The sequence below is a fragment of the Streptomyces sp. NPDC001858 genome (assembly GCF_053594615.1).
Genome location: NZ_JBSFEV010000009.1, coordinates 271,065 through 284,983, shown reverse-complemented (window position 1 = coordinate 284,983; position 13,919 = coordinate 271,065). Strand labels below are relative to the sequence as shown.

Genomic DNA, 13,919 nt, shown 5'->3' with positions numbered 1-13,919 from the left:
GGGGGGAACTTCCCCTCCCTGTCCTTCCGCAGCTTAGTCCCGCAAGCGGGGACCGCTCATTCCAACTGCCGACACCGTCGATGGCCTCCTGACCCCGAACGCCGACATCTGCTCCAACCCGATGGTGCGAGACGATGTTCCCGCAGGCCAGGCAGTTACCCCAGTCGCCAGTACGCCGATGGCGAACGCGAGACGGCCTTTCCTGCGTGTCGCCCCCTCCCACTAGGGATGTCTTACCCGCCGGCACTGACACTCCATGCCGTGCGCACCGGTTCCCTCCGCTACGGGCGAACAACCTTGCGCCTCGCGACACCCCCCGCGCATGCCTTTTGTCGACACGCTGTGCGGCCGAGAGACCACCCAGCGTAACTCGCGGGCCTTTTCGGCGGTTGCACTTGGCATGGTTGGCTCGGTCCCCCCGGCTGCCGGCTCGGCCGCCTCCGCGATCCTCACGCTTCCCCTCCCCCGACGGCCGCTCGACCCGGACGATCCGGCGGATCGGACCGACCCGGTCCGCGGCTGGTACGAGAACGAACTGGGCTGGGCGACGGTGCCCGGGGAGCCGGTACGACTTTTGGTGGGAGAGCGCTTCGACGTCCTGGACGTACCGGTCGAGGCGGGCCTCGCGGCGCTCCGGCGACTCGCGCCGGGCTCTCCGGTGGCCGTGCGGGGCGACCGGATGCGGCTGCTGGTGGCGGCGGGCTGCGCGGAGGAGGTGCCCGGGATCCTGCAGTGGCTGGAGTGGGGCGCGCTGCCGCTGGATCTGACGGCGATCGGCGCGGGCGCGCTCATCGAGGCGCCGTCGCCTCCCGCGCGAAACCCCGCCCGGGATCCGGGCCGCGATCCCGGGCGGAACCGCCCCGGACCGGGTCAGGGGGCCGCTGTGTGGCTGCGGCCCCCCGTGGCAGGGTGCGAGGTCGAGGCCTCGCTGCCGACGATGTCGGCCTTGGGGGGCGGTGGGGGCGCCCCCGATCTCGTAAGACTGATGGACACGCTGGCGACGCACTGTCATCGTGTCCGGCTGCGGCGCGCGTGCGCTCAGCCGTTGGCCTTCTCGTAGGCCTCGCGAATGGTCGCCGGAACGCGGCCACGGTCATTGACCTCGAAACCGTTCTCCTTCGCCCACGCGCGGATCTGAGCGGTGTCCTGGCTGCCGCCGGAAGCCGCTCGGGCCTTTCCACGCCCACCCGAAGCACGGCCGCCGGTACGGCGTCCGCCCTTCACGTAGGGCTCGAGAAGTCCACGCAGCTTGTCCGCATTGGTTGTCGTGAGATCGATCTCGTACGTCTTGCCGTCCAGCGCGAACGTCACGGTCTCGTCCGCCTCGCCGCCGTCGAGGTCGTCGACAAGAAGGACCTGAACCTTCTGTGCCACCGGATTTCCTTTCATCGAAAACGTGAGGGGTCGGGGGTCCGCGGCGTCCGCCGTTTAGCCGAGCCCTGTTATATGCAGTACTGCAGTACGTCGGAAAGCAAACCGCTTTTGCTGGGAAAACACAAACCCCCGGGCAGAGACCGGCAGCCTGCCCCGGTCCGGAAACGTGCGCGTTTCGGACATAGGGAACCCGGGCAAGGCAGGTCGGTCGGAATGGACCTCGACGATCACAGATGCAGAAGCATCCGGCTGTTGCCCAAGGTGTTCGGTTTCACTCGTTCGAGTCCGAGGAACTCGGCGACGCCCTCGTCATAGGAACGCAGCAGCTCCGCGTAGACATCGGTGTCCACCGGCGTCTCACCGATCTCCACGAAGCCGTGCTTGCCGAAGAAGTCCACTTCGAAGGTCAGGCAGAAAACGCGGCGAACACCGAGCCAGCGTGCGGTGTGGAGCAACTTCTCCAACAACTGGTGGCCGACGCCGGCGCCCTTCAGCCCGCGCTTCACCGCGAGAGTCCGGACTTCCGCCAGGTCTTCCCACATCACGTGCAGGGCGCCGCAGCCGACCACCTCGGCGTTGTCGTCGCGTTCGGCGACCCAGAACTCCTGGATGTCCTCGTAAAGCGTCACCGTCGCTTTGTCGAGCAGGATGCCGCCGCGGACGTAGGCGTCAAGGAGACGGCGCACGGCGGGGACATCGCCGGTCCGGGCCCGCCGGACGGTGATGGCTTTAGCGGTGACTTCGGGCTTCTCGGGGTTCTCGGGGTTCTCGGCGGACGGACTCTCTGCGGACATGTGCGGACGCTATCGCCCGCCGCCCTCCGTTGCCGAGGCGGGGTTCTCCGCACCACTGCCGCTACTGCCGGTACTCCCCGCGCTCTCTGCACTCCCCTGAGTTGCGGGTTCGGCAGATTCCGGTCCTTGGACCATGCGTACGGCGTCGCGCAGCGCGAGTCGCTGTTCCTCACTCATCATCCCGAAGAAGGCGACGAGAGCGGCTGCGGGGTTGTCGCTCTGCGCCCAGGCGTCGTTCATGAGGGCTGCGGCGTAGGCGGCCCTGGTGGAGACCGCCTCATATCGATAGGCCCGGCCTTCCGCTTCACGACGCACCCAGCCCTTCTGATGGAGATTGTCCAAAACGGTCATCACCGTGGTGTACGCGATGGACCGTTCCTGCTGAAGGTCTTCCAGGACTTCTCGAACGGTGACCGGGCGGTTCCACTTCCACACCCGCGTCATGACCGAGTCTTCGAGTTCTCCCAATGGGCGAGGCACAGCTCAGAACAATAGTGGGAGATCTCGCCAATCGCGTGCCGGACGTGCACCTTCATTGGCAAACGGGAACAAAAAGGGCGTACGGCTTCGAAGGAAGCCGTACGCCCGGACAGGCGGCGGAAGCGTCGCGGATCGGTCAGGCGTCGGGGCCCGCGGGGGCCTGGCGCGCGCCGTCCACGCGCGCGAGTGCGGCGTCGACGGCCGCGTCCTCCTTGGCCTTGTTGGACCCGCCCTGGGTCTTCACGATCACCCTGATCACGCCGACGAAGAACACGGCCATGACGATGGGAGGCACGAGCGCGGAGACGTAGTCCATGGATCCAGAGTAGCCAGGGAGGAACGGGACATCGGTGCGGGGTCCGCCCGGATCAGCCGGCGGCGAGCCGCCGCTGCTCCGGGTTGGCGGGCGGCGGGGTCGGCTTGCGGCGCGGGAAGACCTCGCCCGGGGTGGGGACGGGCCGCCGCGCGGGTTCGGGCGTGGCGGGCTTGGCGGGGGCGGGACCGGGGGCCACCGGCTTCTCGGCGGGCTTCTTCGCCGGCTGTTCGCCCGGCTGCCCGCCCGGATCCTCGGCGGTGCCGGAGAGATGGGCGCAGCCGTCGACTGAAAGGCCCCCGGGAAGGGCCAGGAGCCGCGTACGGGACGCCGGGACCGTCGGGGCGACCGGAACGACCCTGCGGGCCGCACGGCGGGCCAGACGGGCGCGTACGTCGTGTTCGGCGAGCACCTGGCAGCGGCTCAGGAGGGCTGCGGCCGTCGGGTTGCCGCGCAGGGCGCGCAGCGCGGCGAGGTCGTCGGGTTCGGGCCGGTAGCCGGTGGCCAGCACCTCTTCCAGGAGGGTGAGATAGCCGGCGGTGGTGCCGGGGAGGGCGGCGCGGTACCGGGCGAGGTCGGCCACCAGGAAGGCCCGCAGCCGGGCGGCCTCGCCCATCGCCTCGTCGAGCGACTCGGCGAGGCGATGGCAGTCCTGGACGTCCTCGGCGGAGACGGGGCCGGGGTGGAGGGCGAGGGCGAGGGCGCGGCGGAGCACACGCAGCTCCTCCGCACCGAACGCCATGCCGCCGCGGGATCCGTAGGGCGTGGGCATGCCGCGACGATACGCGCTAATCAGACAAATTCGACACAGAGCGTGGGTGTGGCGCGCCCGGATCCGCCCTGGTGGCCCCGTCGGCGGTCGGCCCCCGCCCGCCTCCGCCGGCCTCGGTCGGCCCCGTCCGCTTCAGGATTCCCCGGTCACATGCGTGACACGTTCCGCTCGTAGACCAGGCGCAGCCCGATCAGCGTCAGCCAGGGCTCGTGCTCGTCGATCACCGAGGACTCGCCGAGCACCATCGGCGCCAGTCCGCCCGTGGCGATGACCGTCACGTCCTCCGGCTCGTCCGCCAGTTCGCGGGCCATCCGGGTGACGACGCCGTCGACCTGGCCGGCGAAACCGTAGACGATCCCGGACTGCATCGCCTCGACCGTGTTCTTGCCGATCACGCTCCGGGGCCGGGCGACCTCGATCTTGCGGAGCATCGCGGCCCTGACGCCCAGTGCCTCGACCGAGATCTCGATGCCGGGGGCGATGACCCCGCCGACGTACTCCCCGCGCGCGGAGACCGCGTCGAACGTCGTCGCCGTGCCGAAGTCGACGACGATCGCCGGGCCGCCGTAGAGCTCGTTCGCCGCGACCGCGTTGATGATGCGGTCGGCGCCGACCTCCTTGGGGTTGTCGAACAGGATCGGCACGCCCGTCTTCACGCCGGGTTCGACGAGCACGGCGGGCACGTCGCCGTAGTAGCGCCGTGTCACCTCGCGCAGCTCGTGCAGCACGGAGGGCACGGTCGCGCAGATCGCGATCCCGTCGATGCCGTCGCCCAGTTCGTCCCCGAGGAGCGGGTGCATGCCCATGAGGCCGTGCAGCAGCACGGCCAGTTCGTCCGCGGTGCGGCGGGCGTCGGTGGAGATCCGCCAGTGCTCGACGATGTCCTCACCGTCGAACAGGCCGAGCACGGTGTGCGTGTTGCCCACGTCGATCGTCAGCAGCATGGCCGGTCCCCGTTCCCTACTCAGCCGCTCGCAGATCCAGACCGATGTCCAGGATCGGCGAGGAGTGGGTCAGGGCCCCCACGGCGAGGAAGTCCACGCCGGTGTCGGCGTACGCCTTGGCGTTCTCCAGCGTCAGCCGGCCCGACGCCTCCAGCAGGGCGCGTCCGCCGACGACGCCCACGGCCTCGGCGCACTCCCCGGGCGTGAAGTTGTCCAGCAGTATCAGGTCGGCGCCCGCGTCGAGGACCTCGCGCAGCTGGTGCAGAGTGTCGACCTCGACCTCGATCGGCACCTCCGGGAAGGTCTCCCGGACGGCCTCGAAGGCGCGGGCGACGCCGCCCGCGGCGACCACGTGGTTGTCCTTGACGAGGGCCGCGTCGGACAGCGACATCCGGTGGTTGACGCCGCCGCCGCAGCGGACGGCGAACTTCTCCAGGGAGCGCAGTCCCGGCGTCGTCTTGCGGGTGTCACGCACGCGTGCGTTCGTGCCCTCCAGGACGTCGGCCCACGCGCGCGTGGCGGTGGCGATGCCGGACAGCCGGCAGATCAGGTTGAGCGCGCTGCGCTCGGCGGTGAGGAGGTCACGCGTGCGCGTGGTGACCGACAGCAGCTTCTGTCCGGCCTCCACGCGGTCGCCGTCCTCCACGTGCCGCTCGACCTCGAACTCGTCCGTGCAGACGACCGAGACGACCGCCTCGGCGATCCTGAGGCCCGCGACCACGCCCGCCTCGCGCGCGGTGAAGTCGGCGGTGGCGACCGCGTCCTCGGGGATGGTCGCGACCGTCGTCACGTCGACGCCGTGGTCCAGGTCCTCCTGGATGGCGACGTTGGCGATGTCCTCGACCTCGACGGGGTCGAGGCCGGCGTCGATCAGGAGCTGGGCGAGCGCGGGGTCGAGCCCGCACTCCAGGTACTCCGCGTCGGTGAAGTCCGCGTCTGCGTCGGCGCCACAGGCACAGCCGTCGCCGCAGCCGCCGCTCTGGGCGAGGGGAAGGTCGGGGGTGCTCACGTCTGTCACTGCTCCTGGTGATGCTGCCGGGTAGGGGGGAAGTCTGCGGTATCGGTGGTGTGTACGGCGAGCGTGCGGTCCGGATTCAGCCTGACGACGATGTGGCGGCGCCAGTTCGCGTCGTCGCGGTCGGCGTGGTCCTCGCGCCAGTGGCAGCCGCGGGTCTCCTCGCGCTGCCGGGCGGCGGCGACCAGCACGCGCGCGACGCACAGGAGGTTGGTGGCCTCCCAGGTGTCGACGCCGGGCTCGGCCGTCTTGCCGTTCTCGTCCAGGGCGCCGCGGGCCTCGGTGTGCAGCCGTTGCAGCTGGTCGGCGGCCTTCTCCAGGGACTCGGCGGAGCGCAGGACGCCTGCGCCCTCCGTCATCACCCGCTGGATGGCGAACCGGGCCTCGGGGGCGAGGAGCGGGTGCGCGGGCCGCTCGGGGTGCTCGACGGGCGCGGGCACGCGCGCGTGGAGCCGGTCGTCCGCCCGGCTCGCGGCGATGTCGGCGACGATGCGCTCGGCGTAGACGAGGCCTTCCAGGAGCGAGTTCGACGCGAGCCGGTTCGCGCCGTGCACGCCGGTGCAGGCGACCTCCCCGCACGCGTACAGGCCCGGCACGGTCGTCCGGCCGCGGGAGTCGGTGCGCACGCCTCCGGAGGCGTAGTGGGCGGCCGGGGCGACCGGGACGGGCTCGGTGACCGGGTCGATGCCGTGGCTGCGGCAGGCGGCGAGGATCGTCGGGAAGCGGTGCGCCCACATGTGCGCGCCGAAGTGCCGGGCGTCGAGGAACATGTGCTCAGCGTCCTGCTCCTGCATGCGGCGCATGATGCCCTTGGCGACGATGTCCCGGGGCGCGAGCTCGGCCAGCTCGTGCTGGCCGACCATGAAGCGCACGCCGTCCGCGTCGACCAGGTGGGCGCCCTCGCCGCGCACGGCCTCGGAGACGAGGGGCTGCTGGCCCTCGGCGTCCGCGCCGAGGAACAGCACGGTCGGGTGGAACTGGACGAACTCCAGGTCGGAGACCTCCGCGCCGGCGCGCAGGGCTAGCGCCACGCCGTCGCCGGTGGACACGGACGGGTTGGTGGTGGCGGAGAACACCTGGCCCATGCCGCCGGTCGCCAGGACGACCGCGGGGGCGTGCACGGCGCCGACGCCGTCGTGCTGGCCCTCGCCCATGACGTGCAGGGTGACGCCGGCGGTGCGGCCGTCGGCGTCCGTGAGGAGGTCCAGGACGAGCGCGTTCTCGACCGTGCGCACGCCACGCGCGCGTACCGCCTCGACGAGCGCCCGGGAGATCTCCGCGCCGGTCGCGTCGCCGCCCGCGTGCGCAATCCGGCGGCGGTGGTGGCCGCCCTCGCGGGTCAGCTCCAGGCCGCCTTCCTCGGACTCGTCGAAGTGCGCGCCGGTCTCGATCAGGCGGCGCACCGCGTCGGGGCCCTCGGTGACGAGGATCCGTACCGCGTCCTCGTCGCACAGGCCCGCACCCGCCACCAGCGTGTCGTCCAGGTGCTGTTCCGGTGTGTCGCCCTCGCCCAGGGCCGCGGCTATGCCGCCCTGCGCCCAGCGGGTGGAGCCGTCGTCGAGGCGGGCCTTGGTGACGACGACGGTCTTCAGGCCGGCGGCCTCGCAGCGCAGGGCCGCGGTCAGACCGGCGACGCCGGAACCGACTACCACCACGTCCGCGGCGATGCTCCACCCGGGCGCGGGCGCGTGCAGTCGTATGCCTGTGCTGGTCACGAGGCGGCTCCGAAGGTGAGGGGGAGGTTGTCGATCAGCCGGGTCGTGCCGACCCGGGCGGCGACGGCGAGGACGGCCTCGCCGGTGAAGTCGTCGTCGATCTCGGTGAAGTCGGAGGGGTCGACGAGGGCGAGGTAGTCCAGCCGCAGCGGCGGGTCGTGGCGGACGGCCTCGTCCAGGACCAGACGGGCGGCCGCGCGGACGGCGGCGGGGTTGCCGGGGGCGGCCTTGGCGACGGCGTGCGCGTCGGCGGCGGCGCGGGACTCCCCTATGGCGCTGAGCGCCTCGGCACGCGCGCGCGTCGCGGGCACTTCACGCGCGCGTGCCCGCAGCGCCTCCTGAGCGGCATGCCGGTCGCGGCCCGCGAACAGCGCCTGGGAGAGCGCGAGCGCGGCATGCCGCTCCCGGGCGGACAGAAAGCGGTTGCGGCTGGACAGGGCCAGGCCGTCCTCCTCGCGCACCGTCGGCACGGCGACGATCTCCACGCCGAAGTTCAGGTCGCGGGTCATGCGGCGGATCAGGGCGAGCTGCTGTGCGTCCTTCTGCCCGAACAGGGCGGCGTCGGGCCGGGTGAGGTGCAGCAGCTTGGCGACGACGGTGAGCATGCCGTCGAAGTGCCCCGGGCGGGAGCTGCCCTCCAGGCGGCCGCCCATGGGGCCCGCGGTGATGCGCACCTGGGGCTCGCCGCCCGGGTAGACCTCGTCCACGGACGGGGCGAACACGACGTCCGCGCCGGCCTGCTCGGCGATCTTGAGGTCCGCGTCCAGGGTGCGCGGGTAGCGGTCGAGGTCCTCGCCCTCGCCGAACTGCAGCGGGTTGACGAAGACCGTGACGACGACCTCGCCGTCCGGCCCGGCGAGCTCGCGAGCGGTGCGGACGAGCGTGGCGTGACCCTCGTGGAGGGCGCCCATCGTCATCACGACGGTCCGGCGGCCGCCACGCGCGCGTGCGTGGAGTTCGTCGGCGGTGCGCAGCAGGGTGGTGGTCATCCGGCATCTCCTTCGGTGCCGTGCGTACCGGGCGTACCGGGGGCGCCAGGGGTGCCGCGGGTCTCCTCGGCGAGTACCCCGAGGAGGTCCTCGGCGAGTTCGGGCTTGAGGAGTCCGTGGGCGAGCGCGCGGTCGGCGGTCGCGCGGGCCATCGCCAGGTAGCCGGCGACGGCCTGGGGGGCGTGCTCGCGCAGCTGTGCGACGTGCGCGGCGACCGTGCCCGCGTCCCCGCGCGCGACGGGGCCCGTGAGCGCGCCGTCACCGGAGCGCAGCGCGTTGTCGAGAGCGGCGCCGAGCAGCGGGCCGAGCATCCGGTCGGGGGCCTCGACGCCGGCCGCGCGGAGCAGCTCCATGGACTGGGCGACCAGCGTGACCAGGTGGTTGGCTCCCAGGGCGAGGGCCGCGTGGTAGAGCGGGCGGCTCTCCTCGGCGATCCACTCCGGCTCGCCGCCCATCTCGATCACGAGGGCCTCGGCGGCCAGCCGCAGCTCGTCGGGCGCGGTGACGCCGAAGGCGCAGCCGGCCAGCCGCTGGACGTCCACGGGGGTGCCCGTGAAGGTCATCGCCGGGTGCAGGGCCAGCGGCAGCGCGCCCGCGCGCAGGGCGGGGTCGAGGACCTTCGCGCCGTACCGCCCGGACGTGTGCACCAGCAGCTGGCCCGGCCGCACGGCACCGGTCTCCGCGAGGCCCTCGACGAGACCGGGCAGGCTGTCGTCGGGGACGGTCAGCAGCACCAGGTCGGAACGCCGCAGGACCTCGGCGGGCGGGAGCAGGGGCACGTCGGGCAGCAGCAGCGCGGCGCGTCGCCTGGAGGCGTCGGAGACGCCGGAGACGGCGACCGGGCGGTGCCCGGCGAGTTGGAGGGACGCGGCCAGGGCCGGCCCGACCCGGCCCGCGCCGACGACGCCGACGGCGAGCCGCGCGGGGCGGTCCCTGGGGTCTGGCTGTTGGGCTGTACTCACGCGACGACGGCCTTCCGTTCCAGTCCGCTCCGGGTACCGGACGATTTCTCGTCATGTTAACGCGATTGGTTCGAGGGGAGTCCGGTCGTCCACAGGCTGTGGGCTTTCCCACGCACTCCCCGGGGGTGGCCCGGGGAGCTGAAATGCGCGTGCCCGCGCGAGTCGCCGCACGGCATCATCCGGAGCATGACGAACACGGCGGAGCAGGACGAGGAGAAGTCGACGCAGCAGCGCCTGCGGGAGCGGCGGGCGGCCGCCTCCCGGACGGCGGAACGCGTGCTCGCGCGCGGGGGGTTCCAAGGCACGCTGCGTGACCGGCTCACGCTGCTGCTCGAAGCGGCGCCCCCGGTCTACGACCTGGACGAACCCGCCGACATCTACGGCGACGGCGTCGTCGAGGCCCTGGAGAAGCGGGTCGCCGAGCTGCTGGGGACGGAGGCCTGCGCGTTCTTCCCGACCGGCACGATGGCCCAGCAGATCGCCCTGCGCTGCTGGGCGGGCCGCACCGGCAACCCGACGGTCGCGCTGCATGCGCTGAGCCACCCCGAGGTGTGGGAGCGGGGCGCGTTCACCACCGTCAGCGAGCTGCGCACGGTCCAGGTGACGCGCGAGCCCCGACCGCCCACGGCGGAGGAGGTGCGCGACTTCGAGGAGCCCTTCGGGGCGCTGATGCTGGAACTGCCCCTGAGGGACGCCGGTTTCGTGCTCCCCACCTGGGAGGAGCTGACCGAGGTCGTCGAGGCGGCACGCGAGCGCGATGCGGTCGTGCACTTCGACGGCGCACGCCTGTGGGAGACGACCCACCACTTCGGCCGCCCCCTGCGGGACATCGCGGCTCTGGCGGACAGCGTCTACGTATCGTTCTACAAGTCCCTCGACGGCTTCGGCGGCGCGGCGCTCGCCGGCCCGAGGACGCTGGTGGAGGAGGCGAAGACCTGGCGGCACCGCTACGGCGGAATGATCTTCCAGCAGTTCCCCACCGCGCTGTCGGCACTCGTCGGGCTGGAGCGGGAACTGCCCCGGCTGCCCGAATACGTGGCCCACGCGCACGTGGTGGCCGCCGCGCTGCGCGAGGGGTTCGCCGAGACGGACGTCCCCTGGGCGCGCGTGCACCCGGAGGTGCCGCACACGCACCAGTTCCAGGTCTGGCTGCCGTACGAGGCGGATCTGCTCGCCGAGGCGGCGGCGCTGCAGGCCGAGGAGACGGGCACCATGCTCTTCGCGGGCGCCTGGGCCCGCGGCGGGCCCGGGCTGGCCCTCACCGAGGTCACCGTCCGGGCCGCAGGCCTGACATGGACGGCGGACGACGTGAAGGCGGCGGTCGCGGACTTCGCGACCCGGCTGACCCGGCTGGCCCGGGTGACCGAGGCGGCCGGGGCGGCCAGGGCTGCCGAGGGGTAGAGGCGGCCCAGGGGTGGGGGCGGCAGCGGCGGTAGCGGCTCGCAGAGGCGGTCAGCAGGTAGGGCGGGGGCGCAGGTGCAGCCGACGGGCCAGCGCCCGCCACAACCGCCCGTGGGCGGGGCGGCCCGCGACCACCGCGCGGAACTGCTGGTAGTCGCGCAGTTCACGCATCACCTGCCAGTCGTGGGCGCCCGGCGCGGGAACGACGGGCTCGCCGTGCTGCCGGGCGCGGTAGGCGTCGAGGGCGTACTGCTGAGTGATGCTCATGGCCGATCCCTCTCGGAACGAACGTGATCAGGACATAGGTGATCAGGACATGGGAAGCGGTACGGGAAGCGGTACGGGAAGCGGTACGGGAAGGGGGCTCCGCGGCTGCCCCGGCCTCTTCAGACTGCGCCCGGCGGCCGCCCCGCGTCGCGTCGATTGACGGCGGCCGTCAATCGGCAATCGCGTTGTCAGTGGCGGAGTGCACCATGAGGACATGAGCCTGAGCATCGACATCGCGGGGCTGCGGCCGGAGAGGGTCGCCGTCGTGCCCTCGCCCCTGGCCGAGCTCGGCACGGCGCTGCACGCGCTGGCCGAGCCGGGGCACCATCCCGGCCTGCAGGGCTGGGTCACCGGCGTCACCGCTCGGCTCGACCCCTATCTGGCCGACCGGATGTGCGAGGCCGACTTCCTGTGGCGGACGACGTTCTCGGACGTCTTCCTGCCCTACGCGGGCCTTCCGGGCCGAGACACGCTCCCCGGGGCCACGCTCGCCGAGGAACTCGACCTCCTCGACAAGCTGACGGACGAACAGTTCGTCGACCTGTCCCTGGAGTTCACCTGTTCCTCCGGCTACGAACTGCCGAGCAACAACGTCCTCACCGACCCGGAGCTGCGCCGCCGCGCCTTCGAGCTGGCCGCCGCGCGCGGGCCACGCCAGTTGCGGTTCGCCCAACGGCTGCTCGACGACCCGCCACGCGTGCGTGCGTGGCTCAGGCAGTTCCTGGAGGACTGCGACGAGGCGTTCTTCGCCGACGTCTGGGCCCGGGTGCGCATCCCGCTCGCCGCCGACGCCCGTCACAAAACGGACCTGCTGCGCCACAAGGGGCTTGCGGAGACGCTCGCCGCCGTGTCGTCGGCGGTCACGCTCGACGAGGCCGGGGCGCGCATCAGGGTGGACAAGCTGGTCCAGGCCCGAACCACCACCGGGGACGGCGGCCTGCTGCTCGTGCCGACGAGCCTCGGCTGGCCCCACCTGATGGTGCTGTACCGGTACGGCTGGCAGCCCGTGCTGCACTACCCGGTCAGCTCTCCGGAGCTGGCCTCGCCGCCCTCGGTGGAGCAGCTGACGCTACGGATGACCGCGCTGTCCCATCCCGTCCGGATGCGGCTCTGCCGGCTGCTGGCCCGCAGCGCGTACACGACGACCGAGCTGGCCCAGGCCCAGGGCATGACGGCCCCCGAGATATCCCGGCACCTCGCCGTCCTGAAGAAGGCGGGCCTGCTCAGCACCCGCCGGCGCGGCCGGTACGTGCTGCACCAGCTCGACGTGACGGTCGTGGCCCGGCTGGGCAGCGACTTCCTGGAAGGGATACTCCGCTAGGCGCTCCGCTGGAAGTGCGCGATGTGCCGCAATGTGCCGCGATATGCCGTCCTTCCGCTGCGGCGCCGTCGTGGCTGGTCGCGCCCGCGCGGCGGAGCCGCATATGTCAGCGTCCCGCGCCCCTTCGGGGCGCTGCCGGCTTCGCCTGACCTGCTCCGGTCCGGTCGGTGGGTCAGTCGAAGCGGATGTGTTTGAGGCCGACGCCGGCCTGCCGCAGCCTCGTCCGCAACGGGCCCTCGGTGTTGGGCCTGAGCGTCAGCCCGGCGAGGACGGCGATGCGGTCGGCGGTCTTGGGCACGGTCGAGTGGTCCGTCCACAGGTGCTCGGCGAACTCGGGCTCGCTCAGTCGTTCGAGGCAGTGGTCGAGCTTCTGGACGGCCCAGCTCTCCCGGCGCAGCCCCGCGCGCTTTCCGGCGACGAACCGGAGGAGGTGTCCCAGGCCCCGCTCGCGCAGCCGCCTCAGCACCGTCTCGCGTTCGGCGAGGAGCGTGAAGTGGCGTACGTCGTGGCCGAGTTCGCGCAGCCTGCCGACGGTCTCCCCGAAGTACCCGGAGTCGGTCACGGTCATGGGCACGATCACCACGCCGTCGTGCTGGTCGAGCGCCAGGTCGAGGACCTCGACGACGCCCTGCCGCCAGGAGGTCAGGTCCTGGAAGTCCCCCCGAAGGCCGGGCGGCAGCATGCGGCGCAGGCCGAAGCCGGCGTGCTCGGGGTCGCAGACGACGCTGCCGGGCAGCCGGCGCCGTATCTCGTGTGCGGTCTGTGTCTTGCCGCCCCCGAAAGGGCCGTTGATCCACAGGAGCATGCGCAGACCCTAGTGGAGCGGCCGCAGCTCGGTGGCCGAACTCGGCGACCGAACTCGGCGACCGAACTCGGTGGCCGAAGTGGAGCGGCCCGCCGGTCAGTGGCCGCCCGCCCGCACCAGCCCGGTCTCGTACGCCAGAACCACCACCTGGACGCGGTCGCGCAGCCCCAGCTTGGTCAGGATGCGGCCCACATGAGTCTTGACGGTCGCCTCGGACAGCACCAGCCGGGCCGCGATCTCCCCGTTGGAGAGCCCCTGGGCGACCAGCACCATGACCTCGCGTTCCCGCTCCGTGAGCCGCTCCAGCTCCTTGTGCTGGGCCTCCTTGCCGGTGGCGGGCAGCATCGGCGCGAACCGGTCGAGGAGCCGGCGCGTGGTGGACGGGGCGACGACCGCGTCACCGCTGTGCACGGAGCGGATGGCGGCCAGCAGCTCGCCCGGCGGGACGTCCTTCAGCATGAAGCCGGAGGCGCCCGCCTTCAGGCCGGAGAACGCGTACTCGTCCAGGTCGAAGGTGGTCAGGATCAGCACCTTCGGCGCGTCGGGCTCCGCGCAGATGCGCCGGGTGGCCTCCACGCCGTCCAGCTTCGGCATACGGACGTCCATGAGCACGACGTCGACCTCCGTGGCGCGCACCACCTGCAGGGCCTCGACACCGTCGCCCGCCTCCGCCACGACCTCCATGTCCGGCTGGGCGGCGAGCACCATCCGGAACCCGGTGCGCAGCAGCACCTGGTCGTCGACGAGCATCACGCGGATCGCCATCG

16 protein-coding genes are annotated in these 13,919 nt (G+C 72.3%); 3 read left to right on the top strand and 13 right to left on the bottom strand.

Going from position 1 to position 13,919, the window contains the following annotated elements; all coding sequences use genetic code 11:
- Positions 1-400: 400 nt before the first annotated feature.
- On the top strand, positions 401-1,060 hold the full coding sequence (locus ACWCPF_RS16415) for an SCO3374 family protein (protein WP_451045688.1): 660 nt from the start codon (positions 401-403) through the stop codon (positions 1,058-1,060).
- On the opposite strand, the gene ACWCPF_RS16410 is transcribed toward ACWCPF_RS16415, so the two are convergent.
- From ACWCPF_RS16410 to ACWCPF_RS16365, 10 genes are all read right to left on the bottom strand, one after another.
- Positions 1,039-1,374 (bottom strand): histone-like nucleoid-structuring protein Lsr2, encoded by a 336-nt coding sequence (locus ACWCPF_RS16410; RefSeq protein WP_069773146.1) that lies wholly within the window; start codon positions 1,372-1,374, stop codon positions 1,039-1,041. The two genes, ACWCPF_RS16415 and ACWCPF_RS16410, sit on opposite strands and share 22 nt — an antisense overlap.
- A gap of 227 nt (positions 1,375-1,601) precedes the next feature.
- Complete coding sequence (locus tag ACWCPF_RS16405) at positions 1,602-2,168, bottom strand: amino-acid N-acetyltransferase (protein ID WP_451045687.1); 567 nt, start codon at positions 2,166-2,168, stop codon at positions 1,602-1,604.
- A gap of 9 nt (positions 2,169-2,177) precedes the next feature.
- Positions 2,178-2,612, bottom strand: coding sequence for a BlaI/MecI/CopY family transcriptional regulator (locus ACWCPF_RS16400; protein ID WP_451045729.1), 435 nt, complete (start codon positions 2,610-2,612; stop codon positions 2,178-2,180).
- 172 nt (positions 2,613-2,784) lie between these two features.
- Positions 2,785-2,964: a hypothetical protein gene (locus tag ACWCPF_RS16395; protein WP_451045686.1), complete on the bottom strand. Its 180-nt coding sequence runs from the start codon at positions 2,962-2,964 to the stop codon at positions 2,785-2,787.
- A 52-nt stretch (positions 2,965-3,016) separates the two neighbouring features.
- Entirely contained in the window at positions 3,017-3,703 is a 687-nt protein-coding gene (locus tag ACWCPF_RS16390; RefSeq protein WP_451045728.1) for a hypothetical protein, read from the bottom strand.
- 176 nt (positions 3,704-3,879) lie between these two features.
- The gene (locus ACWCPF_RS16385) at positions 3,880-4,677 is read right to left on the bottom strand and encodes a type III pantothenate kinase (RefSeq protein WP_451045685.1); all 798 of its coding nucleotides are present in this window, start codon (positions 4,675-4,677) and stop codon (positions 3,880-3,882) included.
- A 16-nt stretch (positions 4,678-4,693) separates the two neighbouring features.
- Positions 4,694-5,686 (bottom strand): carboxylating nicotinate-nucleotide diphosphorylase, encoded by a 993-nt coding sequence (gene nadC, locus ACWCPF_RS16380; protein ID WP_451045684.1) that lies wholly within the window; start codon positions 5,684-5,686, stop codon positions 4,694-4,696.
- A 5-nt stretch (positions 5,687-5,691) separates the two neighbouring features.
- Complete coding sequence (locus tag ACWCPF_RS16375; protein ID WP_451045683.1) at positions 5,692-7,407, bottom strand: L-aspartate oxidase; 1,716 nt, start codon at positions 7,405-7,407, stop codon at positions 5,692-5,694.
- Positions 7,404-8,396, bottom strand: a complete 993-nt coding sequence (panC, locus tag ACWCPF_RS16370) for a pantoate--beta-alanine ligase (protein WP_451045682.1) — start codon at positions 8,394-8,396, stop codon at positions 7,404-7,406. The genes ACWCPF_RS16375 and panC overlap by 4 nt, the downstream gene beginning before the upstream one ends.
- Positions 8,393-9,358, bottom strand: a complete 966-nt coding sequence (locus ACWCPF_RS16365; RefSeq protein WP_451045681.1) for a Rossmann-like and DUF2520 domain-containing protein — start codon at positions 9,356-9,358, stop codon at positions 8,393-8,395. The genes panC and ACWCPF_RS16365 overlap by 4 nt, the downstream gene beginning before the upstream one ends.
- Positions 9,359-9,544: 186 nt before the next feature.
- Between ACWCPF_RS16365 and ACWCPF_RS16360 the strand changes: the two genes are divergently transcribed.
- Positions 9,545-10,759, top strand: a complete 1,215-nt coding sequence (locus ACWCPF_RS16360) for a threonine aldolase family protein (protein WP_451045680.1) — start codon at positions 9,545-9,547, stop codon at positions 10,757-10,759.
- Between the two features lie 51 nt (positions 10,760-10,810).
- Here the strand turns inward: ACWCPF_RS16360 and ACWCPF_RS16355 are convergent, their stop codons facing one another.
- Positions 10,811-11,026: a hypothetical protein gene (locus tag ACWCPF_RS16355; protein WP_451045679.1), complete on the bottom strand. Its 216-nt coding sequence runs from the start codon at positions 11,024-11,026 to the stop codon at positions 10,811-10,813.
- A 214-nt stretch (positions 11,027-11,240) separates the two neighbouring features.
- Here ACWCPF_RS16355 and ACWCPF_RS16350 point away from each other — a divergent pair, with 214 nt between their 5' ends.
- A complete protein-coding gene (locus ACWCPF_RS16350; RefSeq protein ID WP_451045678.1) occupies positions 11,241-12,347 on the top strand; it encodes a DUF5937 family protein in 1,107 nt (368 codons plus the stop codon).
- 172 nt (positions 12,348-12,519) lie between these two features.
- Here ACWCPF_RS16350 and ACWCPF_RS16345 read toward each other — a convergent pair whose 3' ends face one another.
- Both ACWCPF_RS16345 and ACWCPF_RS16340 read right to left on the bottom strand, forming a co-directional pair.
- Positions 12,520-13,152 carry an AAA family ATPase gene (locus tag ACWCPF_RS16345; protein ID WP_451045677.1) on the bottom strand — a complete coding sequence of 211 codons (633 nt, stop codon included), beginning with the start codon at positions 13,150-13,152 and terminating at the stop codon, positions 12,520-12,522.
- Between the two features lie 96 nt (positions 13,153-13,248).
- The gene (locus ACWCPF_RS16340) at positions 13,249-13,917 is read right to left on the bottom strand and encodes a response regulator (RefSeq protein ID WP_451045676.1); all 669 of its coding nucleotides are present in this window, start codon (positions 13,915-13,917) and stop codon (positions 13,249-13,251) included.
- Between the last annotated feature and the right edge of the window lie 2 nt (positions 13,918-13,919).

Excerpts from the sequence above, each read along its gene's own strand:
- ACWCPF_RS16400 (WP_451045729.1), bottom strand. The coding sequence starts at position 2,612 with ATGACGCGGGTGTGGAAGTGGAACCGCCCGGTCACCGTTCGAGAAGTC.
- ACWCPF_RS16385 (WP_451045685.1), bottom strand. The coding sequence starts at position 4,677 with ATGCTGCTGACGATCGACGTGGGCAACACGCACACCGTGCTCGGCCTG.
- ACWCPF_RS16360 (WP_451045680.1), top strand. The coding sequence starts at position 9,545 with ATGACGAACACGGCGGAGCAGGACGAGGAGAAGTCGACGCAGCAGCGC.
- ACWCPF_RS16395 (WP_451045686.1), bottom strand. The coding sequence starts at position 2,964 with ATGGACTACGTCTCCGCGCTCGTGCCTCCCATCGTCATGGCCGTGTTC.
- ACWCPF_RS16390 (WP_451045728.1), bottom strand. The coding sequence starts at position 3,703 with ATGGCGTTCGGTGCGGAGGAGCTGCGTGTGCTCCGCCGCGCCCTCGCC.
- ACWCPF_RS16355 (WP_451045679.1), bottom strand. The coding sequence starts at position 11,026 with ATGAGCATCACTCAGCAGTACGCCCTCGACGCCTACCGCGCCCGGCAG.
- panC (WP_451045682.1), bottom strand. The coding sequence starts at position 8,396 with ATGACCACCACCCTGCTGCGCACCGCCGACGAACTCCACGCACGCGCG.
- ACWCPF_RS16340 (WP_451045676.1), bottom strand. The coding sequence starts at position 13,917 with ATGGCGATCCGCGTGATGCTCGTCGACGACCAGGTGCTGCTGCGCACC.
- ACWCPF_RS16350 (WP_451045678.1), top strand. The coding sequence starts at position 11,241 with ATGAGCCTGAGCATCGACATCGCGGGGCTGCGGCCGGAGAGGGTCGCC.
- ACWCPF_RS16405 (WP_451045687.1), bottom strand. The coding sequence starts at position 2,168 with ATGTCCGCAGAGAGTCCGTCCGCCGAGAACCCCGAGAACCCCGAGAAG.
- ACWCPF_RS16415 (WP_451045688.1), top strand. The coding sequence starts at position 401 with ATGGTTGGCTCGGTCCCCCCGGCTGCCGGCTCGGCCGCCTCCGCGATC.
- ACWCPF_RS16345 (WP_451045677.1), bottom strand. The coding sequence starts at position 13,152 with ATGCTCCTGTGGATCAACGGCCCTTTCGGGGGCGGCAAGACACAGACC.